The organism is Streptomyces sp. NBC_01261, from assembly GCF_036226385.1.
GTDB lineage: Bacteria > Actinomycetota > Actinomycetes > Streptomycetales > Streptomycetaceae > Streptomyces.
Genome location: NZ_CP108463.1, coordinates 6,171,233 through 6,193,920, shown reverse-complemented (window position 1 = coordinate 6,193,920; position 22,688 = coordinate 6,171,233). Strand labels below are relative to the sequence as shown.

25 protein-coding genes are annotated in these 22,688 nt (G+C 69.7%); 6 read left to right on the top strand and 19 right to left on the bottom strand.

Annotation, left to right across the window (positions count from 1 at the left end; genetic code table 11):
• The first annotated feature begins 181 nt into the window (after positions 1–181).
• Positions 182–1,108: a helix-turn-helix transcriptional regulator gene (locus OG226_RS27520; protein ID WP_328682153.1), complete on the top strand. Its 927-nt coding sequence runs from the start codon at positions 182–184 to the stop codon at positions 1,106–1,108.
• On the opposite strand, the gene OG226_RS27515 is transcribed toward OG226_RS27520, so the two are convergent.
• The gene (locus OG226_RS27515; protein WP_328682151.1) at positions 1,091–1,690 is read right to left on the bottom strand and encodes a DUF4240 domain-containing protein; all 600 of its coding nucleotides are present in this window, start codon (positions 1,688–1,690) and stop codon (positions 1,091–1,093) included. The two genes, OG226_RS27520 and OG226_RS27515, sit on opposite strands and share 18 nt — an antisense overlap.
• A 68-nt stretch (positions 1,691–1,758) precedes the next feature.
• Between OG226_RS27515 and OG226_RS27510 the strand changes: the two genes are divergently transcribed.
• Positions 1,759–2,034 (top strand): hypothetical protein, encoded by a 276-nt coding sequence (locus tag OG226_RS27510; RefSeq protein WP_328682150.1) that lies wholly within the window; start codon positions 1,759–1,761, stop codon positions 2,032–2,034.
• Between the two features lie 85 nt (positions 2,035–2,119).
• Here OG226_RS27510 and sigJ read toward each other — a convergent pair whose 3' ends face one another.
• The 4 genes from sigJ to OG226_RS27490 form a co-directional block, all read right to left on the bottom strand.
• Complete coding sequence (gene sigJ, locus OG226_RS27505; protein ID WP_329353530.1) at positions 2,120–3,016, bottom strand: RNA polymerase sigma factor SigJ; 897 nt, start codon at positions 3,014–3,016, stop codon at positions 2,120–2,122.
• 317 nt (positions 3,017–3,333) lie between these two features.
• A complete protein-coding gene (locus OG226_RS27500; protein WP_329350307.1) occupies positions 3,334–4,212 on the bottom strand; it encodes an SDR family oxidoreductase in 879 nt (292 codons plus the stop codon).
• A complete protein-coding gene (locus OG226_RS27495; protein ID WP_329350305.1) occupies positions 4,209–4,640 on the bottom strand; it encodes a hypothetical protein in 432 nt (143 codons plus the stop codon). Before OG226_RS27495 ends, OG226_RS27500 begins: the two co-directional genes overlap by 4 nt.
• Before the next feature lie 65 nt (positions 4,641–4,705).
• On the bottom strand, positions 4,706–5,173 hold the full coding sequence (locus OG226_RS27490) for a GNAT family N-acetyltransferase (RefSeq protein WP_329350303.1): 468 nt from the start codon (positions 5,171–5,173) through the stop codon (positions 4,706–4,708).
• A 64-nt stretch (positions 5,174–5,237) separates the two neighbouring features.
• Between OG226_RS27490 and OG226_RS27485 the strand changes: the two genes are divergently transcribed.
• Positions 5,238–6,317: an aminoglycoside phosphotransferase family protein gene (locus tag OG226_RS27485; RefSeq protein WP_329350301.1), complete on the top strand. Its 1,080-nt coding sequence runs from the start codon at positions 5,238–5,240 to the stop codon at positions 6,315–6,317.
• A 39-nt stretch (positions 6,318–6,356) separates the two neighbouring features.
• Here the strand turns inward: OG226_RS27485 and OG226_RS27480 are convergent, their stop codons facing one another.
• Together OG226_RS27480 and OG226_RS27475 are read right to left on the bottom strand one after the other, a co-directional pair.
• Positions 6,357–6,866 carry an HAD domain-containing protein gene (locus OG226_RS27480; RefSeq protein WP_328682143.1) on the bottom strand — a complete coding sequence of 170 codons (510 nt, stop codon included), beginning with the start codon at positions 6,864–6,866 and terminating at the stop codon, positions 6,357–6,359.
• 71 nt (positions 6,867–6,937) lie between these two features.
• On the bottom strand, positions 6,938–7,561 hold the full coding sequence (locus tag OG226_RS27475) for an RraA family protein (RefSeq protein WP_329350300.1): 624 nt from the start codon (positions 7,559–7,561) through the stop codon (positions 6,938–6,940).
• 186 nt (positions 7,562–7,747) lie between these two features.
• Between OG226_RS27475 and OG226_RS27470 the strand changes: the two genes are divergently transcribed.
• Positions 7,748–8,590, top strand: coding sequence for a nitroreductase/quinone reductase family protein (locus OG226_RS27470; protein WP_329350299.1), 843 nt, complete (start codon positions 7,748–7,750; stop codon positions 8,588–8,590).
• 48 nt (positions 8,591–8,638) lie between these two features.
• On the opposite strand, the gene OG226_RS27465 is transcribed toward OG226_RS27470, so the two are convergent.
• The 3 genes from OG226_RS27465 to OG226_RS27455 form a co-directional block, all read right to left on the bottom strand.
• Complete coding sequence (locus OG226_RS27465) at positions 8,639–10,858, bottom strand: aminoglycoside phosphotransferase family protein (protein WP_328682138.1); 2,220 nt, start codon at positions 10,856–10,858, stop codon at positions 8,639–8,641.
• Positions 10,859–11,126: 268 nt separating this feature from the next.
• Positions 11,127–11,867, bottom strand: coding sequence for an HAD family hydrolase (locus OG226_RS27460; protein ID WP_328682136.1), 741 nt, complete (start codon positions 11,865–11,867; stop codon positions 11,127–11,129).
• Positions 11,867–12,748 (bottom strand): winged helix-turn-helix domain-containing protein, encoded by an 882-nt coding sequence (locus tag OG226_RS27455; protein ID WP_328682133.1) that lies wholly within the window; start codon positions 12,746–12,748, stop codon positions 11,867–11,869. The genes OG226_RS27460 and OG226_RS27455 overlap by 1 nt, the downstream gene beginning before the upstream one ends.
• A gap of 156 nt (positions 12,749–12,904) precedes the next feature.
• On the opposite strand from OG226_RS27455, the gene OG226_RS27450 reads away from it, so the two are divergent.
• Positions 12,905–13,093 carry a hypothetical protein gene (locus tag OG226_RS27450; protein WP_019062567.1) on the top strand — a complete coding sequence of 63 codons (189 nt, stop codon included), beginning with the start codon at positions 12,905–12,907 and terminating at the stop codon, positions 13,091–13,093.
• A 58-nt stretch (positions 13,094–13,151) separates the two neighbouring features.
• Here the strand turns inward: OG226_RS27450 and OG226_RS27445 are convergent, their stop codons facing one another.
• The 4 genes from OG226_RS27445 to OG226_RS27430 all read right to left on the bottom strand — a co-directional run bounded on the left by OG226_RS27445 (position 13,152) and on the right by OG226_RS27430 (position 17,488).
• Positions 13,152–14,066 (bottom strand): winged helix-turn-helix domain-containing protein, encoded by a 915-nt coding sequence (locus OG226_RS27445; RefSeq protein WP_328682130.1) that lies wholly within the window; start codon positions 14,064–14,066, stop codon positions 13,152–13,154.
• 229 nt (positions 14,067–14,295) lie between these two features.
• Complete coding sequence (locus OG226_RS27440) at positions 14,296–15,555, bottom strand: GNAT family N-acetyltransferase (protein WP_328682129.1); 1,260 nt, start codon at positions 15,553–15,555, stop codon at positions 14,296–14,298.
• Between the two features lie 348 nt (positions 15,556–15,903).
• Positions 15,904–16,866 (bottom strand): asparaginase, encoded by a 963-nt coding sequence (locus tag OG226_RS27435; RefSeq protein WP_329350296.1) that lies wholly within the window; start codon positions 16,864–16,866, stop codon positions 15,904–15,906.
• Positions 16,867–16,885: 19 nt separating this feature from the next.
• On the bottom strand, positions 16,886–17,488 hold the full coding sequence (locus OG226_RS27430) for an RsiG family protein (protein ID WP_328682125.1): 603 nt from the start codon (positions 17,486–17,488) through the stop codon (positions 16,886–16,888).
• A gap of 159 nt (positions 17,489–17,647) precedes the next feature.
• Between OG226_RS27430 and dtd the strand changes: the two genes are divergently transcribed.
• The gene (dtd, locus tag OG226_RS27425; protein ID WP_329350294.1) at positions 17,648–18,064 is read left to right on the top strand and encodes a D-aminoacyl-tRNA deacylase; all 417 of its coding nucleotides are present in this window, start codon (positions 17,648–17,650) and stop codon (positions 18,062–18,064) included.
• A 24-nt stretch (positions 18,065–18,088) separates the two neighbouring features.
• Here dtd and ygfZ read toward each other — a convergent pair whose 3' ends face one another.
• The 5 genes from ygfZ to OG226_RS27400 all read right to left on the bottom strand — a co-directional run bounded on the left by ygfZ (position 18,089) and on the right by OG226_RS27400 (position 22,433).
• A complete protein-coding gene (gene ygfZ / locus OG226_RS27420) occupies positions 18,089–19,054 on the bottom strand; it encodes a CAF17-like 4Fe-4S cluster assembly/insertion protein YgfZ (protein WP_328682121.1) in 966 nt (321 codons plus the stop codon).
• A 10-nt stretch (positions 19,055–19,064) separates the two neighbouring features.
• On the bottom strand, positions 19,065–19,532 hold the full coding sequence (locus OG226_RS27415; protein WP_328686445.1) for a Fur family transcriptional regulator: 468 nt from the start codon (positions 19,530–19,532) through the stop codon (positions 19,065–19,067).
• A gap of 47 nt (positions 19,533–19,579) precedes the next feature.
• Positions 19,580–20,164: a restriction endonuclease subunit S gene (locus OG226_RS27410; RefSeq protein ID WP_329350293.1), complete on the bottom strand. Its 585-nt coding sequence runs from the start codon at positions 20,162–20,164 to the stop codon at positions 19,580–19,582.
• Between the two features lie 600 nt (positions 20,165–20,764).
• Positions 20,765–21,340 (bottom strand): FABP family protein, encoded by a 576-nt coding sequence (locus tag OG226_RS27405; RefSeq protein WP_329350292.1) that lies wholly within the window; start codon positions 21,338–21,340, stop codon positions 20,765–20,767.
• A 226-nt stretch (positions 21,341–21,566) separates the two neighbouring features.
• Positions 21,567–22,433, bottom strand: coding sequence for a hypothetical protein (locus OG226_RS27400; RefSeq protein ID WP_328686443.1), 867 nt, complete (start codon positions 22,431–22,433; stop codon positions 21,567–21,569).
• Between the last annotated feature and the right edge of the window lie 255 nt (positions 22,434–22,688).

Genomic DNA, 22,688 nt, shown 5'->3' with positions numbered 1-22,688 from the left:
GCCCGGCAGGTCGTACCTGCGGTGATACCTGCGGCGGCTGAGCGGGGACCGGGGGTACCGGCGTCTTCCTCACCCACCTTGGCCCGGATCACGCCGGTGTGGCAGGGCGGGCTCTTCAGGGGTAACGGCAGGGCCCCTCACGCACCCGCGCGGCCCGGACCGTACGGGTGAGACTGGAGTCATGCCATCCGAGAGCGCACACAGCGAGGGCGCCGAGCTGGGCCGCTATCTGCGCGCCCGCCGCACCCAGACCAGCCCCGCACACGTCGGCCTCACCGTCGGCACCGGCCTCCGCCGCACCCCCGGCCTGCGCCGCGAGGAGCTGGCCACCCTCGCCGGCATCAGCATCGACTACTACGTACGCCTGGAGCGCGGCAAGGAGACCCGCCCCAGCCCCGCCGTCCTCGACGCGCTCGCCCGCGCCCTGCACATGGACGACCAGGAGCACCAGCACCTGCGCGAACTCGCCGCCCGTGCCGCCCGCTACGCCCCCGAACCGCCCCCGGCCCCGAGCCGCACCGTGCGCCCCCACCTCAGGCTGCTGCTCGAATCGCTCCGCCCGAACCCGGCCTACGTCATCAGCCGCAGCATGGACATGCTCGCCTACAACCCCGGCGGCCTCGCCCTCTACCCGGGCCTCGACGACTGGCCGGTCAAGCAGCGCAACCTCGCCCGCTACCTCTTCCTCCACCCCGCGGCCCGCGACCTGTTCGCCGGCTACTGGGACCGGCAGATCACCGGCTGCGTCGCCCGGCTGCGTGCCATCGCCGGTACGGCCCCCGACGCCCCCGACCTGACCAACCTCGTAGGTGAACTCCTCCTCAAGAGCCCGGACTTCGCGGGCCTGTGGGAGCGCTACGAAGTGACCGGCCGCAGGCCCACCCAGAAGACGTTCCAGCACCCCCAGGTCGGCACCCTCACCCTCACCTCCCAGTCCCTGCACGTGGAAGGCACCCCGGGCCAACGCATCGGCGTCTACACCGCCGAACCCGGCACCCCCGACCACGACGCCCTGCTCCTGCTCGACATGACCGCACCCCGGCCCGCCGAACGCCCGACACCCAGCACCGCACCGCGCCGATCGAGCCCGTCACCGCACCAACCCTGAGCGCGGCCTCGCCGGAAACATCGCGCTCAGTCTCGGCAACTCGCGCGGCGCCTCACCCTCGCCGCGCACGACCCGACGTTCGCCGAGCGGCCCTGAACCACCGTTCCCCTCACCCCGTTCCGCCTCGACGGCGTCATCGAACGCGTCGCCGTCGTCGTCGACGCCGGTCGCGATCCCGTACGCCTCCATGGCGACGTAGTCGAGCGACTCCCAGTCGGGCCAGTCGTCGTGCCACAACTCCCGCGGGCGGGCGGCCAGTTCCCGGACCTCCGGGGCGTCGGCCAGGGCATCGGGACCGGTCACCGCCCGGGAGAACACATCCCGGCCGAGCCCCACCATCCACAACCCGAAGTAACAGAACCCGTCGTCCGAACACCGGCCACCGAGGATCCGCTCCGCCGCCGCCCACAGCTCCCGGGCGGACGCCTCGTACGTCACCTCGTCCAGGCACACCTGGAACCCCACGATCTCGGCCACCGGCCGCCGCGACAGCTCACCGCGCAACCACCCGAGCCGTTCACCCCGGCCCCGCGCCTGCCGCCGGCACTCCTCGATGAGACCCCAGAAGGTATCGATGTCCACGCGGGCACTGTGCCAGACCCCTCTGACAAGGCCTGGCCGACGGACCTGGGCCCAACTAGGTTCGTACGGTGGAGAATCCGAAGATCGTCATCGAACTCACCCCGGATCAGGCGCTGGTCCTGTCCGACTGGCTGGAGCGGGTTCAGATGACAGACCTCCGCCGGATCGTCGACGACGCGGCGGTCTGGGCACCCCTTCACCGCATCGCCGGCACCCTCGACAAGTCGCTGCCCGAGATCTTCGCCCCGGACCACCGCGAACGCCTGGAGGCGGCCCGGCGCAGGCTCCTCCCCGCCCCGGACGACGACAACTCCGATGACCAGCAAGGGAATACGGCCGTATGAGACGGCTCTCGGAGACGACATCCCGCGGGTGACCTCCGCACCGGTGGCACCGCGAAAGTGACGGCACCCAGGGCGAGCGAGGCCGTCACGGAGTCTCAGCGTCGCCGTACCCATTCCACGCCCGCAACTTGTCCGGATTGACCACCAGCCACAAATCGGAGATCAGCCCACCACCCCCCACCCCCACCGCAAGCACGGCGAACGTGGTCCCCCCGATCCGCACCGCCACCCCCGGCATCCCGTTGACGTCGTCCTCGACAAGCTCCACCTCGGGTTCCCGCCGCATGAGGCCGAGGAAGAGTCGAGCCACCTTGTCGCGGCCGACGACCGGACGCAGGGCCGCCCGCACCTTGCCGCCCCCGTCGCTGCGCGACTCGACCGCCGGGTCGAGCAGGGCGACCAGCGCGTCGAGGTCCCCGGTCTCGCAGGCCTCGCGGAACGCCGAGACGACGCGTCCGTGTTCCTCCGCCGTGGCGCTGCCGGGCGGACGGTGGGCCAGGCGGCGGCGGGCGGAGGAGGCGAGTTGGCGACAGGCGGCCGGCGTACGACCGACCGTCTCGGCGATCTCGGTGAACGGCAGGCCGAAGACGTCGTGGAGGACGAAGGCGACGCGCTCCGCGGGAGTTATCGAGTCGAGCACCACCAGCATCCCCATGCTGACCGACTCGTCGAGGGTGATCCGGTCGGCGGGATCCTCGGCGCCCGCCCCGCCCGTACTGACCCACCCGGCCCCGTGCCGCACCGGCTCCGGCAACCACTCACCGGTGTACCGCTCCCGCCGGGCCCGCGCCGACCCCAACTGGTCCAGGCAGATCCGCGACGCGACCCGCGTCAGCCAAGCCATCGGCGCGTCGATCGCCCGCTGCCCCTCCTCGGACAGCGCGTACCAACGGACGTACGTCTCCTGTACGACGTCCTCGGCATCCTGCACCGAACCGAGCATCCGGTACCCGAGGTTAAGCAACCGACGACGCTCGGCCATGAGCGAACCGAGCGTCGGAACGGCCGGGTTGGCCGGGACCGGCGGGGTGGCCGGGCCCTGGCCCGATCCGGCCGACGAGTCAGACGACGAGTTGGACGCCACGGCGACGATCATCCTCCCTGTAAATCCTGCGAGTTCGCGATGGCCTGGGTGGCCGGAGTGGCCGGGTTGGCTGGGTTGGCCGGGTCCGGACGGCGACGATCACCCGCCCTGCGAGTCCCGAGAGTTCAGGATGGCCGGGGTAGCCGGGTCCTGGCCCGATCCCGACGACGATCCCGACGACAATCCGGACGACGAGTTGGACGGCACCGCGACAATCACCCTCCCTGCGGGTCCCGCGGGTCCCGCGAATCCCGCACGATCCGCGATTTCCGCCCGCCCGACGATTCCCGCTCGCCCCGCACGCCCTCCTTCACACCCCGCACGCCCTCGTCCACATTCCGCTCGCCGAGCCACTCGTCAAACGTCTGCCGACCCCGCACCCCACGCCCCACCGGCAACTGCCCGTCCCCCGTCATGGCCGCCCCCACCGCACCCGGCATCCGCACCGGCACCACCAGCCGCCGTTCCCCCCGAATCCGCAGCAACCGCCGCACCATGTCGACGAGTTGCTCGACGCGTGGCCCGGCGAGGTCCGGGGCCATGCCCTGAGCCGGACCCACCGCCAGCTTCACCAGGTGCTGCGCGACCTCGCGCGCGGCGACCGGCTGGGTCCTCATCCGCGGCACCACGGCGAACGGCTTCGGCACCCGTTCGAGGGTCTGCCCAGCGAACTCGTGGAACTGCGTCGCCCGCAGCACCGACCACGGCACCGCCCCACCCCGCACCACGTCCTCCTGGCGGAGTTTGCCCTGGTAGTAGCCGAGCCCGACCCGGTCGATGCCGACGATCGACAGCGCCACGTGATGCCGTACGCCGGCCCGCTCCCCCGCGTCCAGCAGATTCCGCCCGACGGCCTCGAAGAACGCGACCGACTTCCGGGCGCTCGTGGTCGTCACGTTGCTCACGTCGACGACCGCGTCCACACCCGCCAGCGCCGCGTCGAGCCCCGCGCCGCCCACGACCAGGTCCACACCCCGCGACCGGCTCAGCACCACCGGTTCCCGCCCGGCCGCGACCAACTCCTCGACCACGTACCGCCCGACCAGCCCGGTACCGCCCGCCACCGCCACCCGCATGCCGGCCCTCTCCTTCATCGGTTGTCACCCTGCCGCTCGGACCGCGCCGGCACCGGCACCAGCAACACCGCCGACAACAGCATCAACGCGGCCAGGGACACGACATTCAGCACCTGGTCACGCGTCCCGTACATGTCGAGATGCCGCACGTGATAGCTGAAGTGCAGCACGTTGAAGACCAGCCACACCGCACCCGTCGTCTGCACCAGCCGGGTGTTCCGCACCTGGCGCAGCGCGATGACCGTCAGACAGGCCAGCGCGAGGAACATCGCCCCCGCGTCCTTGACGAGGTGCTCGTTGTAGGGACCCAGCTGGGGCAACCAACTCAGCCCGAGCCCAGGGAAGTTCGCGTACCACCCCGTCGGCGAGAAGTAGGCCCACAGCCCTGTGTACAGGCCGACCACGGCCAGCAGACCGAGGCTGACGTACCGGATTCTTGTGTTCATACCCGTACGACGACACAGCCCCCGCGAATGTCAGGCCGGTCCGGTCCGGACGCCGAAGGCGCAGCTCAGGAGGCTGTCCGCGGCCCGCTCGCCGCGCGCACCATGAACACGTCCACCGAGTCCTCCGTCTCGACGACGAACCCGTACCGCTCGTACAACCGCCGAGCCGGACTCCCTCGCAACACGTTCAGCCGTACGACGACACCCCCACCCCGGTCACACCGTTCCAGCAGCTCCCCCAGCACCCCGGAACCGATCCCGCGCCCCTGGTGTGGCGCGCCCACATAGAAATGCTCCAGCCAGTGGCAACGGGCGTCCGCGTCCGGCCGTAGCGCCACACACCCCGCGAACGCCCCGCTCACCTCGATCACCCAGGTCCACCCCGGCTCGAACCCGTCCCGAAACCGCTGCCGCACCCGCCGCGCGTCGTACCGCCCGAGCCGTTCCAGATCGTCGCGCAGTACGACGGCACGCAGCTCGGCGATCGCGTCGGCATCGGCGGCCGACGCGGGCCGTAGCTCCCAGTCCGCCATGATCGGCACGCTACCGCGCGGAAATACGATGGATCCCGGGCAGCCCCGCTGCTGGAATGAGCCGATGCACGACGACGACGGCGACGACGACACAGCGACGGTCGTGGACCGAGGCCAGTACGAGAACGCCAAAACACCCTGGGACCAGGCGACTTGGCGGAACGAGGCCCTCGCCTGGGCCACCCGCGAACTCGCGGCGAGGGGCCTGCGCGAGAGCGGAACAGCCCGCCGGAACGTACGTCTCCGCCCGTGGTCCGTCCTGGTCCGCATCCCCGTGGAAGGCGGCGCCACCACCTCCACCTCGGTATGGCTGAAGGCCAATCCGCCCGCCAGCGCCTTCGAGGCACCGCTCACCGCCGCACTCGCCCGCCGGGTCCCGGAGTACGTCCTGGAACCCCTCGCCGTCGACGCCGACCGAGGCTGGTCCCTGCTCCCCGACGGCGGCGAACTCTTCCGGCAGGTCCTCGACCGCACCCCCACCGACGCCCGCGCCTGGGAGGAACCGCTGCGCCAGTACGCGACGATGCAGCGCACCCTCGTCCCGTACACCAAGGACCTCGAACAACTCGGCGTCCCCAGCGCGAGGACCACGACCCTCCCCCAAGTCTTCGACGAGACAGTGGAGTTCATCGGATCGGTCCTCGACAAAACACCGGCACCGCTACGACACCCCGCCCCCGACACCGACCCCACCACCCTGCGCACCCTACGGCCGCGCCTGCTCAACTGGGCAGCAGAACTAGCCGACTTGGGCATCCCCGACTCCCTCGACCACTCCGACCTGCACGACGGCCAGCTGTTCAACCCGGAGCCCGGCCGCTTCACCTTCTTCGACTGGGGCGACGCGGCCGTATCGCACCCGTTCTGCAGTTTCCTGGTCCCCGCGGGGCGGGTCACCGAGCGCTACGGCCCCGATGCGCTGCCCCGCCTCCGGGACGCCTACTTGGAACCCTGGACAGGAACTGGCCCTACCGGCAAGGACCTTCGCCGCGCGCTGACTCTGGCGGGACGGCTCGGCGTCATCGGCCGCGCGGTCTCGTGGGGCCGGCACTTCCCCGGGGCGTCCGACGAGACGCGGGCGGCAGGCGCGACACAGAGCGCGAAGTGGCTACGGCAACTGGCGTCCGAAGAGCCCCCGTTCTAACGGTTCACCCTCGTCGGCTGATCAACTCCCCACTCCCCACTACAGGTTGACCGCCAACCACGCCTCCATCGCAGCGAAGTCCGCGCCCGTGATCCCGTACCGATGGTCGACGCGTTGCAACAGCGCCCGTCCGGGATGGTGGGCGGTGACCCAGTCGCGGTCGGCGTCCCGGATCTCGTCGTCGACCCACACAAAAGGCCGCCCGGCGGCCCAGGCGACAAGCGACCGGGTCTTCCAGTGCAGGCGCCCGCCGACCGCACTCTCCCCCTCGCTCTCACTCCCCTCCGCCGGTTCGAGCCAGTCCACCAGGGGGAGTTGGGGCAACCCGAGCCAGGGCGCGACGCACACATTGGCATCGTCCATCCAGGTCGTCGCCCACACGAGTTCGCACCGCAGCGCGGCGAGGCGCGACCCGAGCGAGGGGTCGATCCGGGTCAGGAGCGGAGGGGCGGCGGCGGCCGGCGGCGCGAAGCCCGGTTCGTAGACCGGGTAGGGCCGCGACGCACCGAAGGGGAGCAGCGTCCCGTCGACATCGAGGAAGAGGAGCATCGCCAACAGGATCGGACACAATCCGCTCCCACGCCACGCCCGTCAGCCATTCCTCGCCTACGCCACGCCCGTCATCCCTCGAACCCGCCCGCGCGCAGCAGCTCGTCGACCCGGGCCCGATGCGCGGCCTCCCACTCGTCGAGGCTCTCGGCGCCCTCCTGGGCCAACCGCGCCAACGCCCCCGCGAGCACCTCGGCCCGCCGCGCACCCGGCACGACCACGACCCCGTCCTCGTCGGCCACCACGACGTCCCCGGCGTCGACGGCTACGCCCCCGCACCGCACCCGCTCGTTCAACGGCAGCACGGCCTTCTTGACCCCCGGGATCGGCACGACCCCCCGCCCGAACACGGGGAACCCGGCCGCCCGTACCTCCCCCACGTCCCGGATCACCCCGTCGACGACGAACCCGGCGATCCCGCGCCGCTGCGCGACGGCGCACACATTCCCCCCGGCGAGCGCGTACTCCACATCACCGGACTCCACGACGACCACCGAACCGGGCTCGGCGCGGTAGATGGCCGCGTGCAGCATGAGGTTGTCGCCGGGCGGGCACCGCACGGTGAAGGCCGGCCCGGCGAGACGCGACATCGGCCCCCACAACGCCCGGACCCCGAGGTCCAACACCTGCGCGTGGCCGAGCAGATCGGCGAGGGTGGTCGTAGGCATGTCCTCGAATTCGGTGGCATCAGTCATACGACGGACGCTACCGTCCTCCTCATGACTGCCGGGTCGGCCTTGTGCCGTGAGCGAGTCGGGTACCCGGCCTCCGAGTGAGGCCGTGGCGGGCCAGGGGCCCGCCGTCTGTCACTGCGTCCCAGTCGAAGTCAATTCGAGTCACCACATCCGCGCGCAGCGACAGAGAGAAGAGATCACCACCGCATGCCCAACGACTTCAACCAGCCCGTCATCGACGAGTTCCGCGCCAACCGGGGCCGTATGAGCGGCTACTTCGAGGGTGCCCGCCTGCTCCTCCTCACCACCACCGGCGCCCGCACCGGCACCCCGCACACCACCCCCGTCGGCTACCTCCCCGACGGGGACCGGGTCCTCGTCATCGCCTCGGCGGCCGGCTCCGACCGGCACCCTGACTGGTTCCACAACCTCGTCGCCCACCCCCAAGTCACCGTCGAGAGCGGCGTGTTCACCTACGAGGCACGGGCCGAGGTCCTCACCGGCGAGGAGCGCGACCGGCTCTTCGCCCGAGCCGTGGAGGCGGACCCGGGCTGGGCGACGTACCAGGAGAAGACCGACCGGGTGATCCCGGTCGTAGCCCTCCACAGCCTGGCGCAGGGCGGCCCGGGAACCATCGACGCGACATCCTTCGGCGAGGCCATCAAGGTGGTCCACGACGCGTTCCGCCACGAACTCTCCCTGATCCGCGCCGAGTTCACCACCGGCCCCAACCCGACCACCCTCGGCGCCCAACTCCGCGTCAACTGCCTCACGTTCTGCCAGGGCCTCCACAACCACCACACCGGCGAGGACACGGTCCTCTTCCCCCTCATCACCGAACGCCACCCGGCCGCCATCCCGGCCCTGACCCGCCTCCGCGAGGAACACAAACGGATCGCGGAACTGGTGGAGGAACTGCGCGAGACGCTCGCGAGCACCGGGGAGGCGGCGGTGATCCGCGCGGAGGTGGAGCGGTTGACGGCGGCGCTGGAGGCGCATCTGGCTTACGAGGAAGAGGAGTTGATGCCGCTGTTCGTCGCCGCGGGCTGAGATACCTCGGGTTGAGTTCCGCCCTGCCCGCCCATCGGTCCGGACCGCCTAGGCCGGTGCATTGGTCAGTGTCAGGTGCGGGTTGTCCATCGGGCGGGCGGGGAGACCCAGGGAACCGGTGGCGAGCGCCAGGGTCACCGCGTAGGAGTCGATCGCCCTGCGGACGTTGGGGGCGTCGAGGTTCACTCCGGTGACCAGGCGGTCGAGGTCGATGTAGGCGGAGCGGACGGTCTCGACCTTGCGGTAGACGTGCCAGTCCTGGCGCCAACCGTCGGTGAACTCGGACGCCAGCCTTCTTTCCCAGCGATCGAACATGCGCTCGCGGATCTCCCGGCGCGTCGGCGTGAGGTGCATGTGGCGGACCAACTCGTAGAGCGGGTCGCCGACCACGGCCATCTCCCAGTCGATGAGTGTCAGCGCGAGAGCGTCGTCGCGGCGCACCAGGTTCCAGGGGTTCAGATCGCCGTGCAGCAGAGCCGGTCTGCGATGGGTCATTCCGTGGCGGGCCAGCATGACCCGAAGTCCGGCGGCATCGGGAAGGCCGAGGAACCGGGCCACGCGCCGCGACTTCTCCGGCAGGTTCCCCACCAGGTCCACGAGTTGCTCACTCAGCCAGGTGTAGAAGCCGCCCCTGCCGGCCTCCGGGGCGATCAACCGGTAGTCCAGCTTCGTCAGTGCGCAGAGCTGGTCGATCAGCCCGTCCGCCTCGTGCGGGAGCAGACCGTCCACCGGGTGGTCGGGCAGCCGTCGGAGGTCCGGAGGGCCTTCGTAGGTGTGGATGGCGAAGGGCTCTTCCCGATGGCTCTTCCCCAGGGCGAAGATACGTGGCACCGCTGCCGCGACCTTCGACGACTCGATGGCCTGCAGTACCTCGTGCTCGTTGAAGAAGGTGGGCTCCCGTCGGCAGAAGTCCGCGGCCATACGTCGTACGACAACCGGGGCTTTGATGTTCTTCACCCGTACGACGGAGTTCAGGTGAACGGTCCCTTTGAACACCGGGCCGCCCGGCACCGGCCCCGCCGCCGCGGCCAGCGCCTCGCTCACCGCCCAAAAGGGGAAGTCGGCGTGCTCCTTCACCGCCTCGTCCGGAACCCAGACGGGGAGGACGTCCGGTTGCTCCTCGTTCGCCGCGCTGCGGCGTCTGGACTCCAGCCAGCGCTCGATCGCCCACGCGATCTCGGCCCGGTCAGGCACCCGAGGCAGCCACAGCGACACGGCCGCGGCCTTGAGGGCCTTCCGCACCGCCCGCGTCGCCCGGTCCAGGCTCTCCTGGTCGAACTTCTCCGTCAGCGACCTGGCCGCCCGCATGATGTCCGGGTAGACGGACTGCGCCCGCTCGAACGCGATGTAGTGCTTGAGGTCCTCGTCCAGTCCGTGGACGGCGGCGGGCCGGACGGCGCGCATGGCGTCCGCCCACACCTCGGTCACGACACGTCGTTGGTAGGACGGGTAGCCCATGCGGACCAGGTGGGTCGCGAGGTCGTGCAGGGGGTCGCCGTAGGTCGCGAGTTCCCAGTCGACGCAGACGAGGGGCGGATTACCGCCGTCCGTCACGATCACGTTGTCCCGGTGAAGGTCCGTGTGGAGAAGGCTGTACGGCCGTTCCTTCATGTCCGGCACCCGGTCGGCGAGCTGTTCCAGCGCGTCGTCCGCGACCCCGAGATCGTTGAACAGGCTGCCGAATTCAGGCCAGTTGGCCTGTCGGATCTGTCTGTCCGTCTGATGGACGAGAGCGCGCAAGAAGCCCTGGCTTTCCCCGTCCGCCGGCCAGTCGTCCGGCAACGGTGGCAGGGACTCCCGGCCCACCTGGGCCATCTGGGCCATCAGCCCGGTCAGCTGCTCGATCCGGGGACGGTCGACATGCGCGCCGTATTCGCTCGTCCGGGAGAGCGGTTCACCTTCCACATAGCTGTGCACCACGAACCCGCCGGCCCTGACGAGGGACTCCGGGATGTGCTTGAGGACAGCGCCGATGGCGCGCAGGATCTCCGTCTCGCTGTCCCAGGTCCGGATCACCACGGGCAGCACGTCACGGCGCCGCATCCGCACGGTCACATGCGCACCGGGGTCGCGTCCCACGCGTGCGGCCATGAAGGCGTCGGTCAGGGTCAGTACGTAGTTGTCGTTGTGATACCCGTGGATCCGGCGGCCCGACTCGGCGGCGTGCCGCAGAATGTCCTCGGCCTCGTCCTCCGACAGAATGGCCGGCAGGTCTTTCGTGGCGCGTTCCCCGTCGACAGGATCACGGGAAACGGTTGGTGCGCCCACTGGCCGCTCCGGGTTGTTCGCACGGGACGTGAAATGTCTGCACGGCGCTGACCGTGCAGGTGTAATCCGTACGCCCAGCGCCTCGCTCAAGTGGCTACAGTGGGTGGTTTGCCACTCTTCTGCGTGAGGTCGTTCGGATCGATGCGTTCGGTTGTCGTGTTCGTCTCTCGATACGTACGAACAGCGAGTGATTACTCACACGGTGGCCGAATGTTACCGGACCTGCCGACCGCTGATCGCACCGCCAGGTTGCACTGTTGTTAAGGCGTCAGGTCCCCCCTCGAAGCTGCCGCAGGACAGGCTCCAGGGATCTCACGACGACCTCGGCCCCCGCCTCACGCAGCGACGTTTCCTTCTCTTCGTTACGCGCGTAGCCGAGGAACGGGATACCGGCCTGCCGCGCCGCCTCGAAGTCCGAGGGTGTGTCGCCGATCATCAGGGCGTTCGCGGGGGCGGCACCCATGGCGCGCAGGGCTCGGTTCAGGAAGTGGGGGTTCGGCTTCAGCAGTTCGAGGTCGTTCGTGCGGCCGTAGACGTGCGGGGTGAAGCACTCCAGCAGGCCCCGGCCGTGGAGGTACTCCGTCACCGTGCGCGGGGAGTTGTTGGTGGCGACGGCGAGGCGGATGGCGACGGCGCTCCAGGTGCGTATGAGGGGATCCGCCCACGGGGTGGGCAACGCCGAGTCGACCGCCTTGAGTTCGTGCTGGGTGAGCAGTTCCTCCAACTCGTCCACCAGATCGCTGCGGGGGTGCCGCTTGTTGACCGCGTGCAGGACGACATGCGGGTCGGGATGTTTCCGCTCTCTCTCCGTCAGCAGTCCCTTCAGCCCCTGCCGTTCCAGCCAGGCCACCAGATCCTTCGCCACGTTCTCCGCGGCCTGAATCCCCGGGAAGAGCTGGCAGATGGGACCGTCGAAGTCGAAAAGGACGAAGCGAGCACCGGTGATCAGTTCACGCACGTTGCCTGTCTCTTCTGTCACCGGATCAGTCTGCGCCGTATCAGGAGTCACTAGGAGAGTGTCAGGTCCGTCGTGATGGTTTCCCAGAGGGCGTCGAACCACAGCTGTGATTGATCCACGAAGGCCGCGTCCCGCTCGCCGGTCTGGCGGAGGAAGGAGAAGAGGAGGGACTGGGAGCCGAGGACGTCGTACATGTCCAGGGTCTGGGTGCCGTACTCCTCCTCGCGTCTGGTGAGCATGTAGTAACCGAGCAGCGCCTCCTGGCCGTTGAGGAGGTAGAGCTTCACGGGTGGGGTGAAGGGCAGGGCACGGAAGGTGACGTGTACGTCCATGCCGTGCGTGGCTCTCAGGGCCAGCAGGTTGTGCTGAAGTACCTGGCCCTGGGCGTTGCGCATGGACAGCCAGCGCTGGTGGACCGAGTTGTCCTCGCCGCTGCCGTCGGCCGGGACGGGGAACGCGAGGGTGATCTCCTTGGAGGGGACCAGGATGCGGACCTCGATCGACTGGGGGTTGAGGCGGCCCTCGTGGATCTGGCGGAGGGGTTCGCCCAGGGCCAGCATCAGTGTCTCCGCCGTGTGGCACACGACGTCCACGCGTACGCTCGATGCCGCGAACGCGTCCGACAGGCGCGGAGCCAGGCCGACCATGGTCGGCTGGGGCTCACCCGCTGTCGGCGTCGGCGGCACCGCGATCCGCGGCGGGCTCCCCTTGCTCACGTTCGTCAGGAGGCCTGCCTCCTGGAGGAGTCGCAGTGCCTGGCGTACGGCGCCTCGTTCCACGCCGAACTCCTCTGCCAGGTCGGCCTGGGTGGGCAGGCGGTCTCCTGCCTTGAGGTCGCCGGTGCGGATGCGGTCGCGTAGGGCGTCGGCGATCTCCTGGGGCGAGAAGCTTCTGCTGCCGTTCACTGCCACGTTCTCCTGGGTCACGACCAAACGGTATAACTCTGCCCCATCTAAGGGGAGTTGTTTGGAACCTGATTGTAAGTAGGTGTGAGTAGGTGCCAATCGGGAACAACTTAAGCAGAGTTGGCTGCCAACTTCTCCAAGTTGGTGGAAGTTTTGCTTCCACAGCCCGAAGGGGGAACCACCGTGCCTGCCATCGCCCTCCTCTCCGCCGTCTTCGTCGTCGGCTTCGAGCAGATCGTCCAGTGGAAGTACGGCGCCACCGGGATCATCGGCCTGCTGTTGCTCTCCATCGGCATCAAGGCCAAGAGCCCGGCCATCAGCTCCATCGGGGCCGTCGTCCTGGCCCTGCTGGTCACCGGACCGGCCCTGTGACCGTACGACCCGAAGGCCGCCCCCAAGGTCACATCAGGTCAGCCACTGCGGGAGGCGATCAGCTCGTGGGTGTCAGCGTGAGCTCCGAACTGATCGTCTCCCACAGTGCGTTGAACCACAGGTGCGACTGTTCGACGAACGTCGTGTCCCGCAGTCCCGCGCCCTGGTCGAAGGCGAACAGCATCGACTGGGTGCCCTCCGCGTCGTACATCTCCACCTGCTCGTGGCCGATCTCCGCCTCGCGCTGGGTCAGCGTGTAGTAGGCGAAGAGCGCCTCCGAGCCGTTGAGCAGGTACAGCTTCACGGGCGGGGTGAAGGGCAGCGCGCGGAACGTGATGTGCACGTCGATGCCGTGCGTCGCGCGTAACGCGAGCAGGTTGTGCTTCAACACCTGTCCCTGGGCGTTGCGTTGGGCCAGCCAGCGGCGTTGCAGCCGGCTGTCGGCCGGGGCGTCCACGCGGGAGGGGAAGGCGAGGTCGATGTCGCTGCTCGGCAGCAGCACCCGGACGTCGACCTTGGCCGGTTTCAGACGTCCGGCGTGGATCTGACGGAGCGGTTCGCCGATGGCCAGCGTGAGCGAGACGGCGGTCAGGCAGAGGGCCTCGATCTCGACGTGCGGCTGCGCGAAGGCCTCCGAAATGCGCGGCCCCAGGCCCACCATCGTGGGCTGGGGCGGGGCTCCGGGGCCGGTCAGGGCCAGGTTGAGGTCGGGGGCCACGGTCGCCGGACTGCCCTTGGACACGTTGGTGAGCAGTCGCTCGGACTGGAGGATGCGCAGTGCCTGTCGTACGGCCCCGCGCTCGACGCCGAACTCGTCCGCCAGCTTGGCCTGGGTGGGCATGCGCTGGCCGGGCCGCAGTACACCGGACCTGATCCGGGTGCGCAGCTCGTCGGCCAGCTCGCGGTGTGACCACTGTGGCCGTGGTGACCTCGTCCGTCCATTGACGGTGGCGTGTTCCGGGTCCACGACCAAACACTACAACTTCCCGCCATCTTTGGGCAGTTCAAGGAAAGGTGGTTATGAGACGTACCCAAGAGGAGATAACTAGAAGAGAGTTGGTCACCAACTTGACCGACTTGGCCGCCTGGGTCTCTCTCCTGGAGGGGAGCCGAGAGCCCGGCGGCCGGCACCAGGACCACAACTGAACAGCTACGGATGAGTCCAGTCCATCAACAGGCATCGGCGGAAGGGTCGTTCAGGATCAGAAGATGTCCGGGCACCATGGCCGCCTGGACGTACGCAGCAGGGCGTCGGCCACACGGGCGGCGCCCGCTCGTTCTTCCCGCACCCGGCCCAGCGCCGCGAGCCGTACGGCCGACTCGTCACCCAGCCACAGCGTCCCCAACTCTCCTACATCGAGGGTGAGTTCGGCGCTCTCCGTGGTCGGCGTACAGGACGCGCCCTGCGCCGACGCCTCCAACCGGTAGCGCCCACCGGCAAGCCCGGCCCCGTCGACCACCTCGAACACCAACGTGCCCTCCCCCTCGTACGACCGCGCCTCCATGGCCCGTACGACGTCCAGGACCCGCACCCACAACCAGTCCGCCTGTGTCGTGATCGTCGCCGCGCGCGGGTCCGGCAGGAGGAGGGGCAGCAGGTCGTCGGGGGCACGCCAGCCCGACTTCACCTTCGTCACCCAGTCGATCGAGCAGATGTGGCGCCACAGGGCGCGCTCGGCGGCCGGGGTGGTCGCGATCAGCTTCATCACGGTGGCCGTGTCCTGCGGCTGCTTGGCGTCCGTCCACGTGTCGTCGCAGACGTACGCTGCCATGCCCTGCACCTCGCCGTCCGCCGCGCGGTGGACGGCGTAGAACGGCTCCGTCCACGGCGCGCGCTCCAGGCGTACGACGCCCGTGGTGACCTGCCACCAGCGGTCGTCGCGGGTGATCGCGCCGGGCTGGGTGCGGCGCAGGCGCTCGTGCAGTTCGGGGCCGAGTCTGCGTACGTCCTCGCCGTCCACCAGGTCGATGCGGCCGCCGTCCTCCGGCGCCGACCAGCGGGGGTCCAGGCCCGCCCTCGTCACGTCGATCTCCCACTGGGTCGCCGAGGTGGCGGGGCCGAAGCCGTAGCGGCCGTAGATCCGGTACTCGGCGGCGATGAGGGTGGCTACGACGTCGCCGCGCTCCTTCGCCGCCGCGAGGTCCTGGGCCATCATGCGGGTCAGTAGGCCTCGGCGGCGGTGGGTGACTGTGACGGTGACGTTCGAGATGGCGTCCGCGGGGACCGGGGTGCCGCCTACCGCCGTGAGTTCCTGGGGGAAGGAGCGGAAGGTCGCTACGCAGCGGGGGCCGTCGAAGGCGCCGAGGGTGCGGGACGGGTCGATGTAGGTGGCGCGGTCGGCGATCTCTTCGTCCGATACGGACGGGGTGCGGAGGAAACCGGTGTTCAGGGCGCGGATCCAGTCGGGGATCTCGGGCTCGGTGATTGGGCGGACGGCGAGATCCTGGGGGTGACTGGTCATGGGATCACGCTAGGTGTGCGAGCGGCGGGGTGTCTCGGGGATTTTTCTCGCCCCCGCCGCCCCTACCCCTCCCGTCCCCGGGGGCTGCCGCCCCCAGACCCCCGCTTCGGCCTGAACGGCCTCGTCCTCAGGCGCCGGACAGGCTGAGTAGTGCCGACCCTCCGCCGAAAGAGTGAACGAGCTGGAGGATGAAAGGCAGAAGCACACTGTCGCCCCTGAGGCACTCCTACGGCCTCCCCTGGAAGCTGGGGTCATTTCTAACCATTCAAAGCTCATTACGGTGGTTAGATTTACCCCCAGCTTCCAGCGACCCCTCCGGCCCGCGAGGCAGTACAGGACCCCGGCCCCCTAGAACACCGCCCGGATCTCCCCCACCTCACGCCCCCCGCCCAGCACAGCCGCCCTCCCGAGCTCCCCGGTCGGTACGTCCATCAGGTCCAGTGCTCGCCGTAGGACCGGTCCCAGCGCTCGGCCCGCTCCGTCCTCCACCTTGAACGCCAGTGCGCGGCCGTCCGGGAGGGCGATCGCCTGGACCGCCTCCGCGCCCATCTTCGACAGGAGGCCCGGTACCGCGCGCATCAGCCACGTGTCGGGGCGGCGGGTGCCGGCGACGTACTCGGGGTGGGCCCGCATCGCGTCGGCGACCCGGCGTTCCGCCGAACCCGGGGCGGCCAGGACGAAGAAGCGGAAGGCGCGGGCCAGGCCGGTCAAGCTGATCGCCATCAACGGGGCGCCACAGCCGTCTGTGCCCACGGCGGCCACCCGCTCGCCCGACAGTTCCTCCACAACCCTGTGGATAAGTCTTTGGAGGGGGTGGTCCGGGTCCAGGTACGAATCCAGGGGCCAGCCCCGCAGCGCCGCCGCCGCCAGCATCGCCGTGTGCTTGCCGGAGCAGTTCATGGCGACGCGGTCGCGCACGGCACCCGAGGCCAGGTACGTCTCCTGCTCGACGGGGTCCAGGGGGAGGTCCGCGGGGCACTGCAACTGGCCCGCTTCCAGGCCGTGTTCGGAGAGGAGTCGGCGTACCAGATCGCGGTGGAAGAGTTCGCCGGAGTGGCTCGCGGCGGCGATCGCGAGGCGTTCGCCGCTGAGGTCGAGGCCCGCGCGCAGGACGCCCGCCGCCTGCATCGGCTTGTTGGAGGAGCGGGGGAAGACGGGGGTCGTCACGTCACCCAGGGCCAGGTCCACCGAACCGTCCGCGGCCAGGACCACCAGACTGCCCCGGTGCCGGCTCTCGACGAAGCCGGAGCGGACCACCTCCGCCAGCACCGGAGGGGCCCCGTCGACAATGTCCGTACCCTCAGCCGTCACATCGGGCCCCTCACGTCACTCACGTCAGCAGGTCGTCCACCTGTGCCTCTCCTTCACGGTACCTGCGGGCGATCTCCGCGCTACAGCCGTCGGCCGTGTGCTGGAGGAGCTGACGGCGCCGGGACACCTGCTGTTCGTAGCGGACCAGGCGGCCCATCGCCGTGGTCAGCTCCAGGTCGGTGCGGGCCTCCAGGTCGGACAGTTCGACCTCGGCCAGCATCTCCGCGGCCAGCAGCCGGTACTCCTCGCTGTGCGGCGTGCCCAGCGTGACGTGCCGGGCCGAGGAGCGGTGGCGGGCCGGTGCGTCGGTCAGGATCTCCGAGAGACGGTCCACCACCGATGCCGCGCCGGCCGGGGAACGCCGGGCCAGTTCGGCGCGCAGGATGTCGATCCGGCCCTGGAGCAGCCGTCGTACGTAACTCAGGTCGGCCTCGTCGCGCTGGGCGTCGCGGCGCAGCGCGCGCAGCTCCGGGAGCCGTAGCGCGGTCAGGTCGGGTGCGGGCGGTTCGGCGGGCAGCAGCGGGCTGTCGACGCGCTGCACGGGCGGGCGGCGCGTGGCCGCTCCTCCCGCGCGGATCAGCGAGACAGGCCCATGGGGCTGCCCGGTACTCGGTGTGCTCATGTGCCTGAACCGTCCCCTCGACCGGCGTGTGGACAGCATCGTGCCACCCCAGCTGGCCGCTATGTGACCGAGTGCCCCCGAACGGCCCCAGATGGGGGGTTAAGCATCAAAAATAGGCCCGCCGGGAGCCGTTCTCCTCCGCACGGCATCATGGGGACCATGCGAGCAGTGGTGCAGCGAGTGGACAGCGCGAGTGTCGTGGTCGACGGCGAGACGGTCGAGGGCGAGGGGTTGTGCGTCCTCGTCGGCGTCACCCACGAGGACACCAAGGAGAAGGCGGCCCAACTGGCCCGCAAACTCTGGTCGATCCGCATGCTCAACGACGAGAAGTCGTGCAGCGACATCGACGCGCCGCTTCTCGTCATCAGCCAGTTCACGCTCTACGGCGACGCCCGCAAGGGCCGCCGCCCCACCTGGAACGCGGCTGCCCCCGGCGACATCGCGGAGCACCTGGTCGACGAGGTGGTGGCCCAACTCCGTTCACTGGGCGCCACGGTGGCGACGGGCCGCTTCGGCGCCCAGATGCGCGTCTCCCTCACGAACGACGGCCCGTTCACCGTGGTGATCGACCTCTGAGACCCCACAACCAAAACCCCACAACTAGGGCTCTACGACCACTTCCTGGGCCGCCGCCGTGCTGTCGGCCAGCAGCGGCGCGTCCAACGGCACGTTCCGCTTCACCAGCGCGAGGGCGATCGGCCCCAGCTCGTGGTGCCGTACGGACGTCGTGATGAAACCGATCTTCCGCCCTTCCACCCCCTCCTCCGCAAGCCTCAACTCCGTGCCGTGGCCCGGGAGATGGACCTCGCTGCCGTCGAGGTGGAGGAAGACCAGGCGGCGCGGCGGCTTGCCGAGATTCTGCACGCGGGCGACGGTCTCCTGCCCCCGATAGCAGCCCTTCTGGAGATGGACCGCCGTGCCGATCCAGCCCAGCTCGTGCGGGATGGTGCGGTGGTCGGTCTCGAAGCCGAGGCGGGGGCGGTGGTGCTCGACGCGCAGCGCCTCGTAGGCGAGGATCCCGGCCGGCGGGCCCGACTTCTCGGCGTACGACTCCAGGTCCTCGCGCGGGAGGAAGAGATCGCGGCCGTACGGCGTCTCGCGCACGACGGCACCGGCCGGAACCTCGGCGATGGAGCCGGCGGGGACGTAGACGACCGCGAACTCGCTGGTGCGGTCGGTGACTTCGACGCGGTAGAAGAACTTCATCGACTCCAGGTAGGCGATCAGCGCCTCCTGGGTGTCGGGTTCGGTGTGCATCCACACCGTGGTGCCGTCGTCGACGAGGTACAGGGCGTGCTCGATGTGGCCGTGTGCGGAGAGGATCAGGGCCTCGGTGGCGACGCCGGTGGGCAGGTCGCTGACGTGCTGGGTGAGCAGGAGGTGCAGCCAGCTCAGCCGGTCGTCACCGGTGACGGCGACGACCCCGCGGTGCGAGAGGTCGACGAAACCGGTGCCGTCGGCGAGGGTGCGCTGCTCACGGAACAGGTCGCCGTAGTGGGCGGCGACGCCTTCGTCCACTCCTTCGGCGGAGACGGCGCCGGGCAGGGACAACAGGGGGCTCTTCATACGGGTAAGCCTACGACTCGGTAGTTGAAGTCTTAGCGGTCGCGCTCTCGCCCGCGCAGTCCTTGCAGCGGCCGAAGATCGCGAAGTGCTTCATGTCGGTCTCGAAGCCGAACGTGTCCCGCAGCTTGGCCCGGAACTCGGCGGCCACCTCGACATCGGCCTCGATGACGTTCGTGCAGTCACGGCAGACGAGGTGGATGTGGTGGTGCCGGTCCGCGAGGTGGTACGTCGGCGCCCCGTGCCCCAGGTGCGCGTGACTGACCAGCTGGAGTTCTTCGAGGAGCTCCAGGGTTCTGTACACGGTGGAGATGTTGACCCCCGACGCCGTCTTCCTCACCTCGATGAGGATGTCGTCGGGGGTCGCGTGCTCCAGGGTGTCCACGGCTTCGAGCACGAGTTGCCGCTGCGGAGTCAGCCGGTAACCGCGCTGCCGCAGATCGGTCTTCCAGTCGGTGCCTGGGTCCGTGCCTGGGTCCATGCCTCGGGTGCTCACCACACGTCCAGTCTAGGGCGGAGCCCGTCGGCTCAGCCCTCGGCCGACAGGATGCCGTTCATCAGGGCGTCGGCGAGCGCACCGCGGTAGGCGCGAGTCGCGCGGGCGATCTCGGTATGTGCCTGGATCTTGTCGTCGAGGGCTGCGAGTGTGGCACCGATCGCCGCTTGCTCGGCGGCCGGCGGCACGAGGACCGGCAGTTCACCCAGGGCACGGATGCTCAGCGAGGGAATGACCGCGCCGGCCGTTCGTGTACTGATCCAGTCCTGTGCGGCCGTCGCGCTGAGATACGCGGCGAGATACGCGGCCCCGACAGGCCCCGCCCCAGGTAGCCGAAGGCGTACCAGGTTGGGGTGGAACAACCAGCCCACGTGCTCCCGGGCAACCAGGGCACAGCGGCCCACGGTCCCGGTCCGGGTCAGGAGAATGTCCCCTTCGGCCAGTTCGTACTTCACCAGCGCTCGCGCCCTGTCCCAGGCGATCGCGGGTACGACCGCGGCATCCCCGGTGGCGATCCGCTGACCGTGCAGATCACGCGGGAGTACGAGTGGGACCCCGCCGTCAGCCTGGGTGCGGCCCTTGTCCTCGGCACGTGCGCCGGGGCCGACCGTCCACAAGCTTGCGTCCGCGCTCGTTCAAGGGCGCCGCCGTCCACCAGTCCGGCCTGCCGTGGTGCAGGACGAGCGCGTTGTGCAGGGCGTTGCGAAGTGCCGGTTCGAGGCAGTGAAGAGGACCGAGCAGGGCAGCCGACACTTCGATGTTCCACCAGTACAGGCGTTCCGCGGCCCGGGCGTCACCGTGCGCGGCACGGATGTAGCGCTTCAGGCGGGGCAGAGACAGGTCTCGCAGTATCCATTCGGGCAGGCGATCGGTCATGGTTTCCCCCGGCGCATCCCCGGACGCGCTGTGCTGGCGTCGAAAGGAATGTTCTGGGCTCGCCTCTGCTGCGCAAGCCACCCAGGACACAGCATCCGGAGCCCCGGTCGCAGGCACGTTGCGACCGGGGCTCCGCGCATGTGCGAGGCCTGGACGGCCGCTCCGCGAGGACAACATCACTGTGGCCACGGGCCACACCCGCCGCAACCGCATTGCCGTGCTGTTGATTTTGTTAACCCACCTCGCGGGTGATCCGAAAGGGTTGACACGCAACGTCCCCCGGGCTTCAGCAGCGCGCGGGGGACGTGGAGGACTTGCCGGCGAGGGAAGGCGCCGACCGACTACTTGAAGAAAGCGATCCCGTCGTCCGGCATGTCGTCCGGGAGGGCCTTCGCCCAGCGTTCGACGTCGTCCGGGGTGACGATCTTCTTCAGGTGGGCCGACATGTAGGGGCGGAGTTCGACCTCGGGGGTCTGCTTCTCGCCGACCCACATGAGGTCGCTCTTGACGTAGCCGTAGAGGCGCTTGCCGCCGGTGTACGGGCCGGAGGCGGCGGTGCGGGCGACGGCGTCCGTGACCAGGTCGATCTGGGGCTTCTGCTTGGCGAGCTCGCCGTACCAGATCTCGACGACTCCGTCGTCGCGGGTCATCGTGACCTCGACCTTGCGGTCGGCGTCGATGCGCCAGAAGCCGGACTCGGTCTCCAGGGGGCGGACCTTGTCGCCGTCGTTGTCCAGGACCCAGGTGTGGGAGCGGTACTCCAGGAAGTCGCGGCCGTCGTGCGTGAAGGAGACCTCCTGGCCGAAGTTGCACTTCTCGGAGCCGGGGAAGTCGTGCACGCCCGCGCCGGCCCACTCGCCGAGCAGGAAGACGAGGGGGACCAGGTCCTTGTGGAGGTCGGACGGGATCTCGATCATGACGTCAGCAGTTCCTCGGTGGGGGTCAGCGCTGGCCCTGGTACAGCTTCTTCACGCTCAGTCCGGCGAAGGCGAGAACGCCGACGCAGACCAGGACCAGCAGGGTTTCGAAGAAGATCTCCAACACGGGTGCTCCTCGGATGAGCGTGGTGCGATGCGTGTACATGTGCGTAAGGCCGGGCCCCAGCTTACGCGGCTGGGACCCGGCCTTCTCTGCGAGGTACGGCTAGCCGAGCAGCTGGCTCTGGAGCGTCACCGTCTGCTGGAACGGGACGGCGTTCGCCTCGCCCTTCCTCGACTGCACGATCATCGCGACGGTGTCGCCGGCCGTGAGGAACGCCTGCCGGATCTGTTCGGCGCCGTACGGTTTCACCTCGGTGTACGGGACGACCGAGACGTTCGTGACCTTCGCCACGTCCGGGAAGTCGTCGTCCGGCTCGTAGCTGTCGGCGCCGTGGATCGGGTAGGTGGGGGCCGCGTATCCGCCCAGGTTCCCCGAGACCAGGCCGTCGGCGACCGTCGCCGTGTCGAACTGGAGCAGGTAGATCCGGGTGCGCGTGCCGTCAGGGGTGGTCCAGCCGCGCGCCGCGATGTGCCGCAGGCCGTCGTCGGTGAGCTTCTGCGCGAGCTCGGTCCGGTCGTCGCCGGACGCGAACTCGGCGAGGAACACCTTCGTGGCCAGCCAGCCGTCACTGCCGTCGAGCGACTTGTCCCCGGTGGCCCCCTTCGGCGCCGGCAGCACCAGCGCCCGCAGATCCGCGAAGTGGGACCCCGCGGTGTTGGCCTCGGCGAACGGTCCCGGGCTGCCCTTCGGCAACGGCGGCTTGGTGAGGGTGGGGTAGTCCCACCGCCCGTCCGACGCCGTCCCGAGCCCCGGCACGTCCGACCGCTTCATGTCGGTGATCCCGTACGCCGTCCCGGCCCCGACCACCGCGAACACCACGACGGCGGCACCCCAACGGAGAACCGCCCGGAGGACACGGCGGTCCTTCTTGGCCGGGGTGAGGGGAGTGAGCGGATCGGTGGTGGCCGAAGGCGACGGAAGGGGCGGGACCTCGGGAGCGTCCGGGTTGAGCGGAGCTTGTGCGCCCACCGGGCCACCCGAAGCCTCGGCGGAGGCGGCCGGAACAGCCGGAGCCTCGACGGAGGCCGTCAGGACAGCCGAAGCCTCGGGGGCCGCCGGAACAGCCAGAGGCTCCGTGACTGCCAGTGCGGCCGAGGCCCCGAAGGATGCCGGTGTCGCAGAGGACTCCGAAGCCGGCGAAGCCACCGAAGACTCGGCGACTGCCCGTGCGGCCGAGGACTCCATGGCGACCGGGGTCCCCAAGGACTCGGAAGCCGCCGGAAC

Bases quoted from the DNA above. Each gene is read 5' to 3' on its own strand.
- ygfZ (WP_328682121.1), bottom strand. From the start codon at position 19,054: ATGAAGAGCCCCCTGTTGTCCCTGCCCGGCGCCGTCTCCGCCGAAGGA.
- OG226_RS27440 (WP_328682129.1), bottom strand. From the start codon at position 15,555: ATGACCAGTCACCCCCAGGATCTCGCCGTCCGCCCAATCACCGAGCCC.
- OG226_RS27485 (WP_329350301.1), top strand. From the start codon at position 5,238: ATGCACGACGACGACGGCGACGACGACACAGCGACGGTCGTGGACCGA.
- OG226_RS27430 (WP_328682125.1), bottom strand. From the start codon at position 17,488: ATGAGCACACCGAGTACCGGGCAGCCCCATGGGCCTGTCTCGCTGATC.
- OG226_RS27500 (WP_329350307.1), bottom strand. From the start codon at position 4,212: ATGAAGGAGAGGGCCGGCATGCGGGTGGCGGTGGCGGGCGGTACCGGG.
- OG226_RS27470 (WP_329350299.1), top strand. From the start codon at position 7,748: ATGCCCAACGACTTCAACCAGCCCGTCATCGACGAGTTCCGCGCCAAC.
- OG226_RS27490 (WP_329350303.1), bottom strand. From the start codon at position 5,173: ATGGCGGACTGGGAGCTACGGCCCGCGTCGGCCGCCGATGCCGACGCG.
- OG226_RS27520 (WP_328682153.1), top strand. From the start codon at position 182: ATGCCATCCGAGAGCGCACACAGCGAGGGCGCCGAGCTGGGCCGCTAT.
- OG226_RS27405 (WP_329350292.1), bottom strand. From the start codon at position 21,340: ATGATCGAGATCCCGTCCGACCTCCACAAGGACCTGGTCCCCCTCGTC.
- OG226_RS27415 (WP_328686445.1), bottom strand. From the start codon at position 19,532: ATGGACCCAGGCACGGACCCAGGCACCGACTGGAAGACCGATCTGCGG.
- dtd (WP_329350294.1), top strand. From the start codon at position 17,648: ATGCGAGCAGTGGTGCAGCGAGTGGACAGCGCGAGTGTCGTGGTCGAC.
- OG226_RS27495 (WP_329350305.1), bottom strand. From the start codon at position 4,640: ATGAACACAAGAATCCGGTACGTCAGCCTCGGTCTGCTGGCCGTGGTC.
- sigJ (WP_329353530.1), bottom strand. From the start codon at position 3,016: ATGGCCGAGCGTCGTCGGTTGCTTAACCTCGGGTACCGGATGCTCGGT.
- OG226_RS27475 (WP_329350300.1), bottom strand. From the start codon at position 7,561: ATGACTGATGCCACCGAATTCGAGGACATGCCTACGACCACCCTCGCC.
- OG226_RS27480 (WP_328682143.1), bottom strand. From the start codon at position 6,866: ATGCTCCTCTTCCTCGATGTCGACGGGACGCTGCTCCCCTTCGGTGCG.